Here is an 11,479-nt window from a genome sequence, read left to right as displayed (position 1 = left end):
TCGGCGTCGTGGTCTTCGGGCGTGGGAGCGGGGGGTTCTTCGAGGATGACGTGGGCGTTGGTGCCGCTGACGCCGAAGGAGGAGACGGCCGCGCGTCGGGGGCGGCCGTTGGCGGTCCAAGGGGTGGGCTGGGTGAGGAGGGAGACGGCGCCGGCGTCCCAGTCGACGTGCGGGGTGGGCTCGTCGGCGTGGAGTGTTTTGGGCAGCACGTCATGTTCGAGAGCCATGACCATCTTGATGACCCCGGCGACTCCGGCCGAGGCCGCCGAGTGCCCGATGTTGGATTTGATGGAGCCGAGCCAGAGGGGGCGGTCCCGGTCTTGCCCGTAGGTGTTGATGAGGGCTTGGGCTTCGATGGGGTCGCCGAGTGTGGTGCCGGTGCCGTGGGCTTCGACGGCGTCGATGTCGGCCGGTGTCAGGTCTGCGTTGGCCAGAGCCTGGTGGATGACGCGTTGCTGCGATGGTCCGTTGGGGGCGGTGAGCCCGTTGCTGGCACCGTCCTGATTGATCGCCGAGCCCTTGATGACGGCGAGGACGGGGTGGCCGTTGCGCCGGGCGTCCGATAGGCGTTCGAGCAGGAGCATGCCCGCGCCCTCGCCCCAGCCCGTCCCGTCGGCGCCCGCACCGAACGCCTTGCAGCGGCCGTCGGGCGCCAACCCGCGCTGGCGGCTGAACTCCACGAACAGGGCGGGCGTCGCCATGACCATGGCCCCGCCCGCCAGGGCGAGGTCGCACTCGCCGTTGCGCAGCGCCTGACCCGCCAGGTGCAGCGCCACCAGGGACGAGGAGCAGGCGGTGTCCACCGTGACGGCCGGTCCCTCGAGCCCGAACGTGTAGGCGATCCGGCCCGACGCGACGCTGGGCGCGTTGCCGGTCATGAGGTATCCCTCGAGCGCCTCCCCGGCTTCGTGGATCCGCGGGGCGTAGTCCTGCGAGACGACGCCCGCGTAGACGCCCGCGAGGCTCCCGCGCAACGAGGCCGGCGGGATGCCCGCCCGCTCGATCGCCTCCCACGTCGTCTCGAGGAGCAGGCGGTGCTGGGGGTCCATCGCGGCGGCCTCGCGCGGGGAGATCCCGAAGAACTCGGGGTCGAAGTCCGCGGCGTCGTACAGGAAACCGCCCGCGGTGGTGTGCGTGGTGCCGGGGTGGTGGGGGTCGGGGTGGTACAGGCGGTCGAGGTCCCAGCCGCGGTCGGCGGGGAACGGGCCGATGGCGTCGGTGCCCGAGGCGACGAGGTCCCACAGTTCCTCGGGCGTGGTGACGCCGCCGGGAAAGCGGCACGCCATGCCGATGATCGCGAGGGGCTCGTCGGTTCCGGCCGCCACGGTCGTCCGGGGGCGCCCGGCCGGTGCGCTCGGCTCGGCGCCCGGGATCATGGAGACCAGGAGCCGCGCCACCTCGGCGGGTGTGGGGTGATCGAAGATGAGCGTGGCCGGGAGGCGGAGCCCGGTGACGAGGCCGAGCCGGTTGCGCAGCTCCACGGCGGTGAGCGAGTCGAACGCCAGGTCCTTGAACGTCCGGTCCGGCGGAACGGCTTCCGCCGAGGTATGGCCGAGGACTTCCGCCGCCTGCTCGCACACCAGTTCCAGGACGGCGGCCGGCCGTTCGGCGCTCGACCGTCCGGCGAGCCGCCGCTCGAGGGACGGGCCTCCGGAGTCGGTCGCGGTGACGGTGCGGCGCGCCGGGGCGCGCACGAGGTTCCGCAGGATCGGCGGCACCGGGCCGCCGCGCAGCGACGTGACGTCCAGCCGTGCCGGTGTCAGCGTGGGGGAACCGCGATCCAGGGCCGCGTCGAAGAGCGCGAGTCCCTCTTCCGCGGACATGGGCGCCAACCCGCCTCGCGCGATACGGGCCTTGTCGGCCCGCGCGAGAGTCCCGGTCATCTCGCTGGCCGGTGCCCACAGGCCCCAGGCCAGCGAGGTGGCGGGAAGCCCCTGGGCGTGCCGGTGCTCGGCGAGCGCGTCGAGGAAGACGTTGGCGGCGGCGTAGTTTCCCTGGCCCGGGTTGCCGAGCGTGCCCGCGGCCGAGGAGAACAGGACGAACGCGGACAGGTCCAGGTCGGCGGTGAGTTCGTGGAGATGCCACGCGGCGTCCGCCTTGGGACGCAGCACGCGATCGAGCTTGGCGGGGGTGAGCGTGTCGAGGACGGCGTCGTCGACGACGCCCGCCGCGTGCACGACCGCGGTCAGCGGCCGGTCCGCGGGCACGTCCGCCAGCAGCCGGGTCAGGGCGGCGCGGTCCGCGACGTCGCAGGCCGCGACCGTCACCTCGGCCCCGAGCGCCGCCAGGTCGGCGAGCAGGTCCGTGCTCGCCTCGCCCCTGCGGCCGACCAGCAGCAGCCGCCGTACGCCATGGGCGCGCACCAGGTGGCGGGCCAGGAGGCCGCCGAGGGTTCCGGTGCCGCCGGTGACGAGCACGGTGCCCGCGGGATCGATGGGGGCGGGCAGGGTCAGGACGACCTTGCCGATGTGGCGGGCGTGGCCGAGATGGCGGAACGCCTCCGGTGCCTCGCGCAGGTCCCACGCGGTCACGGGCAGCGGCCGGAGCACGCCGCGGTCGAACAGGGCCAGGATCTCCGTCAGCATCTCGCCGATGCGGTCCGGCCCCGCCTCGTTCAGGTCGAAGGGCCGGTACTCCACGCCCGGGTGCGCGCGCCCGACCTCCTCGGGGTCGCGCAGGTCGGTCTTGCCCATCTCGGCGAACCGGCCGCCCGGGGCCAGCAGGCGCAGGGAGGCGTCGACGAACTCGCCCGCCAGGGAGTTGAGGACGACGTCCACGCCCCGTCCGCCGGTGGCGTCGAGGACCCGGCGTTCGAAGTCCAGGGTGCGGGACGAGGCGAGGCGGGCGTCGTCGAGACCGAGGGGGCGCAGCGCCGGCCATTTGCCGGGGCTCGCCGTCCCGTACACGCGCGCTCCCCGATGGCGGGCGAGCTGGACGGCGGCCATGCCGACGCCGCCGGCCGCGGCATGGACGAGCACGGACTCGCCCGCGCCGAGCCGGGCGAGGTCGTACAGGCCGTAGTACGCGGTGAGGAAGACGATCGGCACGGACGCGGCCCGCGCGAACGACCAGCCGGACGGAACGGGGGCGAGGAGCCGCTGGTCGGTGACGGCCACGCGGCCCATCGCCCCGGTGAACAGGCCCGTCACCCTGTCACCGGGCGAGAACCGGGTGACTTCGGGACCGACCTCGAGGACCACCCCGGAGCCCTCGCTGCCGAGCAGGGCCTCACCGGGGTAGACGCCGAGGGTGATGAGGACGTCGCGGAAGTTGAGGCCGATCGCACGCATGCCGACCCGGACCTCGCCCGCCGCGAGCGCCGCGGCCGGCTCGGCCGCGGCGGTGGGGGCCAGGCCGCCGAGGACGCCCTCGGCGGTGGGGCCGAGGCGCCACCCGGCGCCGGCGGGCAGTGCCGGCAGCTCGTTCCCGCCGGTGGGGGCGAGCCGGGGGACGCGGACGTCCGTGCCGCGGATCGCGAGCTGGGGCTCCCCGGTGGCCAGCGCCGAGCGGAGCGTTTCCGGTGAGACCGCGGCGTCGACGTCGGCCAGGACGAGCCGGTCGGGGTGTTCGAGTTGTGCCGAGCGGACGAGGCCCCAGACGGGGGCGGCCCAGAGAGCGGGCGCGCCCTCCCCGGCGGCGGCCCGCACCGCGCGACGGGTGAGGACGACCAACCGGGATTCGGCCGCGCGGTCGTCCGCGAGCCACTCCTGAACGAGTTCGAGTATCCGCTGGAGTTCGGTCCGCATCTCCTCCGCGGAGTCCGCCGTGCACGGCAGCAGCACGAAGTCCGGTGCCGGATCGAGGAGGCCGTCCAGGCGAGGGTGGGCGCGGACGCCGGGGAAGCACCCGTCGTCGCCGAGCGCGGCGACGGAGACGGACGCCTCGGCCGCGGGCACGGGCGTCCAGTCGACCCGGTGCAGGCCGTCGGACGGGGCGGTGCGGGGCGCGAGCTGCTCGGCCGTGACGCGCCGCACCACCAGGGACTCGACGGTGGCGACCCGCGCCCCGCCGGAGTCGGCGATGTCCAGCCTGAGCTCGTCGGGCCCGCGCGGGGAGATCCGCACCCGCAGGGTGCTCGCGCCGTCGGCGTGCAGGGTGAAACCGGACCAGGTGAACGGCAGCCGGATCTCGTGCGCGTCGGTGAAGGCGTCGGCGGCGATGGCGTGCACGGCCGCGTCGAGCAGGGCGGGATGCAGACCGTACCCGGCGACGTCGATACCGTCGGGCAGCGCGAGTTCGGCGTGCACGTCGGAGCCGGACCGCCAGGCCGACCGCAGCCCCTGGAACGCCGGGCCGTAGCGGACCCCGATCGCCGCGAGCCGCTCGTACAGCCCGCCGGTGTCGAGCGGCTCCGCACCGGGCGGCGGCCAGGCGGCGGGGAGGCCGCCCTCCGGGCCGGCGGCCGGGCCGGCGGGCTCCCCGGCGGCGAGCAGACCGGTGGCGTGGCGCGTCCAGGCCCCTTGCGGGCCCGCGTCCCCCGCCCGCGAGTGGACGCTGATCGGACGGCGGCCCGACCCGTCGGGCTCGCCGACCCGGACCTGGACGTCGGTCCCCCCGTCGCGCTGAAGGATCAGCGGTGCTTCCAGGGTGAGTTCCTGGACGGTGCCGAGGCCCACCTGGTCGCCCGCCCGCACGGCCAGCTCCACGAAGGCCGTCCCGGGGAGCAGCACCGAACCGTGGATCTCGTGGTCGGCGAGCCAGGGATGGTCCTGCAAGGAGAGACGGCCGGTCAGCAGGAACCCGTCGTCGTCGGGCAGCCCGACCACGGTGCCGAGCAGCGGGTGGTCGGCGGGATGGAGGCCGGCGGACCGGGCGTCGCCGCCGGACGGCCGGGCGGAGATCCGATGCCGGCGGCGCTGGAACGCGTACGTGGGCAGGTCGACCCTGCGGGCCCGGCCGCCCGCGGCCGTCCGCGGCCACTCCGGCGCCGCGCCGGCCACGTGGAGCCGGGCCGCCGCCTCGGCGAGCGACTCGACCTCGGGGCGATCGTGCCGGCCGGTGGCGACCAGCACCGCCCGGCCCGCCTCCTCGCCCAGCGATTCGTGGGCGAGGCTCGTCAGGACGGCCGCGGGGCCCAGTTCCACGAATCGGGTGACGCCCTGTTCGCGCAGCGTCTCGAGCCCCTGGTGGAAGCGGACCGTCTCGCGGATGTGCCGGGTCCAGTACTCGGGGGAGGTGAGCTCGTCCGGGCCGGCGAGGCGCCCCGTGAGGTTGGAGACGACCGGAACGGCCGGGGGACGGTACGCGAGCCCTGCGGCCTCCTCGCGGAAGCGGTCCAGGACGCCGTCCATGTGGGGGGAGTGGAAGGCGTGGCTGACCTGGAGCCGCCGCACCCTGCGGTCGTCCGCGGCGAACCGTCCGGCGAGCCTGCTCACCGCGGACTCGTCTCCGCTGACGACCGTGGAGGCGGGGCCGTTGAGCGCGGCGATGACGGCGCCCTCGGTGAGGTGCGGCAGGATCTCGTCCTCGGTCGCGCGGATCGAGAACATGGCTCCGTCGGAGCGGGCGGACTGCATGAGCCGCCCGCGGGCGGCGACGAGCCGGGCCGCGTCCGGGAGATCGAGGACGCCGGCGACGTGCGCCGCGGTCAGCTCGCCGATGGAGTGGCCGATGAGCAGGCTCGGGACGGCGCCCCACGAGGTGACCAGCCGGTAGAGGGCGGTCTGGTAGGCGAACAGGGCCGCCTGGGTGTGGACGGTGCGGTCGAGGTCGCCGGAGTCCGTCCCGAACATCACCTCCTTGATCGGCCGCTCGAGGTACGGGTCGAGGTGGGCCGCGACCTCGTCGAGCGCCTCGGCGAACACGGGGTGCGCGGCGTGGAGCGCACGTCCCATGCCGGGGCGCTGGGCGCCCTGCCCGGAGAACATGAACGCCGTCCTCCCCGGGACCGCCTCGCCGGTGACGACCCCGGCCGCGGACTCGCCCGCGGCCAGGGCGGCGAGCCCCGCGAGCCCCCCATCCCGGTCGGCGGCGAGGACGACCCCGCGGCTGCCGAGCAGGGTGCGCGAGGCGGCGAGGGAGAAGCCGACGTCGGCGGGTCCGAGTTCGGGCCGGGCCGCCAGGTGCTCGCGCAGCCGTCCCGCCTGGGCGCGCAGTGCGTCGGCGCCGTGCGCGGAGACCACCCATGGCAGGGGGAACGCCGGGGCGGCGGCCTCCTCGCCCGCCCGCTCCGTCCCGCCGTCGGCGCCGTCGCGGTCGTCGTCCGGGCGCTCCGCCGCGCTCTCGTCGGGAACGGCCTCCTCGAGGATGACGTGGACGTTCGTGCCGCTGACCCCGAACGAGGACACGCCCAGGCGCCGAGGCGCGTCACCGGCCGGCCACTCGACCGGCGCGGTCAGCAGCCGCACCGCCCCGGAGTCCCAGTCCACGTGCGAGGTCGGCTCGTCCACGTGGAGGGTCCGGGGGAGCAGGCCGTGCCGCAGCGCCAGCACCCCCTTGATCACCCCGGCGATGCCCGCGGCCGCCTGGGGGTGTCCGATGTTGGACTTGACGGACCCGAGCCAGAGGGGCCGGTCGCGGTTCCGCCCGTAGGCGGCGATGAGCGCCTGCGCCTCGATGGGGTCGCCGAGCGTCGTGCCCGTCCCGTGCGCCTCGACGGCGTCGACGTCGCGCGGGTCCAGGTGAGCGTCCTCCAGCGCCTGGCGGATCACCCGCTCCTGCGCGGGCCCGCTGGGCGCGGTCAGCCCGTTGCTGGCGCCGTCCTGGTTCGCCGCCGACCCGCGGATCACCGCGAGCACGGGATGGCCGTTGCGGCGGGCGTCCGACAGCCGCTCCACCAGCAGGACGCCCGCCCCCTCGGCGAAGCCGGTGCCGTCGGCGGCCCCCGCGAAGGGTTTGCAGCGCCCGTCGGGCGCCAGCCCGCGCTGCCGGCTGAACTCGACGTACACGCTCGGCGAGGCCATGATCGTCACACCGCCGGCCAGCGCGAGCGAGCACTCCCCGTCGCGCAGGGCCCGCACCGCGAGATGCAGCGCCACCAGGGAGGACGAGCACGCGGTGTCCACGGTGACGGCCGGCCCCTCCAGCCCGAAGGTGTAGGAGATCCGGCCGGACGCGACGCTCATGGTGTTGCCGGCGAGGAGGTAGCCCTCGAACTCCTCCGGCACCTCCCGCAGCCGCGGGGCGTAGTCCTGGGAGATGGCGCCGACGAACACGCCCGTCCGGCTGCCCGCGAGCGAGCGCGGATCGATCCCGGCGCGTTCGAAGGTCTCCCACGCGGTCTCCAGCAGCACCCGCTGCTGCGGGTCCGTCGCCGCGGCCTCCCGCGGGCTCATCTCGAAGAGCCCGGCATCGAAATGGTCGACGTCGTCGAGGAAGCCGCCGTGCCGGGAGTAGGACGTGCCCGCCCGGTCGGGGTCGGGATCGTACAGCCCCTCGAGGTCCCAGCCGCGGTCGGACGGGAACTCGGTGATCGCGTCGACACCGTTGTCGAGCAGTTCCCACAGCGCCTCGGGAGTGTCCGCCCCACCGGGGAAGCGGCAGCTCATCGCGACGATCGCCACCGGCTCGGCGGCCCTGCTCTCCAGTTCGTGCACCCGCCGCCGGGCCTGCCGCAGGTCGGCCGTGGCCCTCTTCAGATAGTCGCGGAGCTTCGTCTCGTTGCTCATCGGGGAGCCCCTTCCGCCGTACGGCCGTTATCGGGTCGGGTCATCGGTGCGGCCGATGCCGAGTTCGTTCTCGAGGGCGTCGAACAGTTCCTCGTCCGTCACCGACTCCAGGTCGTCGGCCGCGGGGGCGTCCGCCCGCCCCTCGCTCCACTTCCACAGGAAGGACCTCAACCGGGGACGGATCAGCTCCAGCGCCTCCGCGTCCGCCTCGACCGCGGCCAGGGCGCTGTCCAGGCTCTCCAGCTGCGCGAGCACGGGGGGCGCGCCGGCGTCGGCGATGCCCAGCATGTCCTCCAGCCGGGCGGCCAGGGCCGACGGCGTCGGGTGGTTGAACACCAGGGTGGCGGGCAGCCGGAGCCCGGTGGCGGTGCCGAGCCGGTTGCGGAACTCCACCGCCGTCAGCGAGTCGAAGCCCAGGTTGCGGAACGCGCGGTCTTCCTGGACGGTCGCCGGTTCGGTGTGCTTGAGGACCGCGGCGATCTGGGTCCGGATCAGGTCGAGCAGCGCGGCGCGCCGCTCGGGACCGGGGAGGTGGGCGAGCCGGTCGCGCAGGTCCTGCGGCGCCGGTTCGGCGGGGCCGCGCGCGGTCCGGCGGCCCGCGGGCCCGGCGAGGCCGCGCAGGACCGGCGGGACGTCCGCGCCGTCGGCGCGCAGGCCGGCCGCCCTGACCGGCAGCGGGAGGAGGACGGCCTCGTCCCGCCGGAGAGCGGCGTCGAACAGGGCGAGGCCCTGGCCGGTGCCGATCGGCGGGAGACCCGCCCGGCTCAACCGGCGCCGCGCGACGTCGTCGAGGTGCCCCGTCATCGCGCTGTCCTCCGCCCAGAGCCCCCAGCCGAGCGACTGCGCCGGGAGGCCCGAAACCCTGCGGTACTGCGCCAGGCCGTCCAGAAACGCGTTGGCGGCGGCATAGTTCGCCTGGCCGGGCGTGCCCAGGGTGCCCGCGGCCGACGAGAACAGCACGAACGCGGCCAGATCCATGTCCCGCGTGAGCGCGTGCAGGTTCCAGGCGGCGTCGACCTTCGGGCGCAGCACGGTCCGCAGGCGATCCGCGGTGAGGCCGGTCACGACCGCGTCGTCGAGGACGCCGGCGCAGTGCACGACCATCGTGAGCGGGTGCTCGCGCGGAATCGCGGCGAGCAGCCCCGCGAGGGCGGCGGGGTCCGCCGCGTCGCACGCGGCGATCGTGACGTCCGCGCCGGAGCCGGCGAGTTCGGCGCGCAGCGCGGCGGCTCCGGGCGCGTCCGGACCGGTCCGGCTGCTCAGCAGCAACCGCCGCATGCCGTGCTCGGCGACCAGGTGCCGGGCGATCAGGGCGCCGAGGAACCCGGTGCCGCCCGTCACGAGCACGGTGCCGTCGGGGTCGGGCTCCCGCGGGAACGTGAGGACGACCTCGCGGGAGCGTCGCGCCCGGGCGGGGGTGCTCGCCGCCTCCGCGGCCCGCCGCACGTCCCACGCGGTCACCGGCGGCGGCGCGATCGCGCCCGCCTCGAACAGGCCGCGGAGCTCGAGCAGGATCTCCCGGACCCGCCGCGGATCGGCACCGGGCAGGTCGTACGGGTCCGGGGCGCCGGGCCCGGCCACGTCGACGAGCCGGCCGCCGGGCGCCAGCAGCGACCGGGCGGCCGCACCACCGGACTCCCCGGCCGGCGCGCCCAGGACGACGTCGACGCCGCGGCCTGCGGTGACGTCGCGGAACCGGTCGGCGAGGTCCGGCGCGCCCGCGGGCGCGACACGGTCGTCGTCCAGCCCGAGCGCGCGCAGGCGGCCCCGCGTCCCGTCGTCCGCCGTCGCGAGAACCCGGCAGCCCCGGTGCAGCGCCAGGCTCACGGCGGCCGTCCCGGCGGCGCCGGTCGCGGCGTCCACCAGGAGGGTCTCCTCCGGCCGGATCCGTGCCAGGTCCACCAGAGCGTGGTGGGCGGTGACGAACGCCGCCGGCGCGGCGGCGGCCTCGGCGAACGACCACCCGGACGGCATCGGGACGACCAGGCGGTGATCCGTCCGGACGGTCGGGCCGGCGACCTCCGGCACCAGGCCCGTCACCCGGTCTCCGGGGGCGAGCCCGGTCACGCCGTCCCCGGTCTCCAGGACCACGCCGGCGGCCCCCCGGACGGGCGGCCCGGCCTCGGCGGGCGCGGGCGGTGCGGTGCGGAGACCGCGCCCGAACGCGCGCGGCGCGATCCGCACCTCGTGCGGTTCGAGCGGACCGTCCGGTCCCGAGCCGCCCTCCGGAGGCGCGGCTTCGGGCAGGTCGGCGGCGGCCGGCTCGGGGATCCCGGCCGGGCCCCCGGCCGTCCCGCGCACCAGCCTCGGGACGTGCGCCGAGCCGCCCCGCAGCGCGAGCTGCGGCTCGCCGGTGGCCGCGGCGCCGCGGACCGCGTCGGCCGCGGCGCCGCCGTCGTCGAGGTCGAGGAGCACGAGCCGGTCCGGATGCTCGGCCTGGGCGCTGCGGAGGAGCCCCCAGACGGCCGCGTGCGCCAGGTCCAGCGGACGCTCGCCCGCGTGGACGGCGACCGCACCGCGGGTCATGACGACCAGCCGGGCGTCGGCGAACCGCTCGTCGGTGAGCCATTCCCGCACCAGCCGGAGCACCTTGCCGGTGACCGCGTGCACCAGCGCGACCGGATCCCCGGTGCCGCGGGGCAGCGGAGCGAAGACCACGTCCGGCCTCGACCCGGCGAGCGCCTCCAGATCGGGAAGCCGGTCGTCGGACGGCGAGAGCGGATCGGAGAGGTCATCGCCGAGCGTGGCGTACACGGTGCCGGAGGCGTCCCCGCCCGGCACCGGAGTCCACTCCACCCGGAGCAGCGAGTCCCGCGCGTGCCGTGGGGCCGGGGGCCGAGGGGGCGCCGCGCGCGTCTCCAGGGCCTCGATCGTCGCCACCGGATCACCGGCGGAGTCGGCGAGAACGATCGCCGCGCCTCCGGCTCCGGACGGTGAGAGCCGCACACGCAGCGCGGTCGCCCCGTCGGCGTGCAGGGCGACGCCCGTCCAGGAGAAGGGCAGCCGCGGCTCGCCGGCGTCGTGGGCGAGGGGGAGCAGCGCGGCGTCCAGCAAGGCGGGGTGCAGGCCGTAACCGGTGACGTCGACGTCCTCGGTGAGGGCGACCTCGGCGTAGAGGTCCTCGCCGTGCCGCCAGACCGATTCCAGGTACCGGGACGAGGCACCGTGGTCGAGCCCGAGATCCGACAGGCGACCGGACAGTTCGGCGATATCCAAAGGCTCCGCGCCGGGCGGCGGCCACGCACGCAGTTCGGTGCCCCGCGACGAGGCCTTCGACAGCACGCCCGTGGCATGGCGCGTCCAGATCCCCTCCTCCTCGGAGTGAATGCCGATCGAACGCCTGCCCTCGCCGTCGGGTCCCTCCACGGAGACCTGGACATGGACGGTGCCGTCCTCGGAGAGGAGCACCGGCGCCTCGAGGACGAGTTCGTCGACTCGGTCGCAGCCCACCTGATCCCCGGCGCGGACGGCGAGGTCCACGAGCGCGGCGCCGGGCAGGACCCCCTGGCCGTCGAGCGTGTGGTGAGCCAGCCAGTCGTGGATCGAAGGAGAGAACCGCCCGGTGAACACGGTGCCTTTCTCTTCGGCGAGGTGGAGGGTGGTGTCGAGGAACGGGTGGTGGTTTTGGGGGTGGGTGTTGTGGGTGTTGGGTGGTGTGGTGATCCAGTAGCGCTGTCGTTGGAATGGGTAGGTGGGGAGTGGGGTGTGGTGTTTGGGGGGTGGTGTTTTCCAGGGTGTGTTCGATGTGGTGTGGAGTTGTGCGAGGGAGGTGGTGAGTTTGTGGTTTCCGCCGTTGTTTCGGTGGAGTGTGTCGATGGTGGTGGCGGGTGGGTTGTGGGGGTGGGTTTCGGTGGTTTCCTGGATGGCGGTGG

2 protein-coding genes are annotated in these 11,479 nt (G+C 75.5%); both read right to left on the bottom strand.

Annotation, left to right across the window (positions count from 1 at the left end; genetic code table 11):
- Positions 1-7,607, bottom strand: a 7,607-nt coding sequence (locus AB0L25_RS40360) for an SDR family NAD(P)-dependent oxidoreductase (RefSeq protein ID WP_500178870.1), incomplete at its 3' end; no start/stop codon positions are given.
- A gap of 27 nt (positions 7,608-7,634) precedes the next feature.
- Positions 7,635-11,270, bottom strand: coding sequence for an SDR family NAD(P)-dependent oxidoreductase (locus tag AB0L25_RS40355; RefSeq protein WP_500178872.1), 3,636 nt, complete (start codon positions 11,268-11,270; stop codon positions 7,635-7,637).
- Positions 11,271-11,479: the final 209 nt, after the last annotated feature.

Origin of the sequence: Spirillospora sp. NPDC052242 (genome assembly GCF_040679555.1) — a bacterium.
GTDB lineage: Bacteria > Actinomycetota > Actinomycetes > Streptosporangiales > Streptosporangiaceae > Spirillospora.
This window is presented reverse-complemented; position numbering and strand designations above follow the sequence as displayed.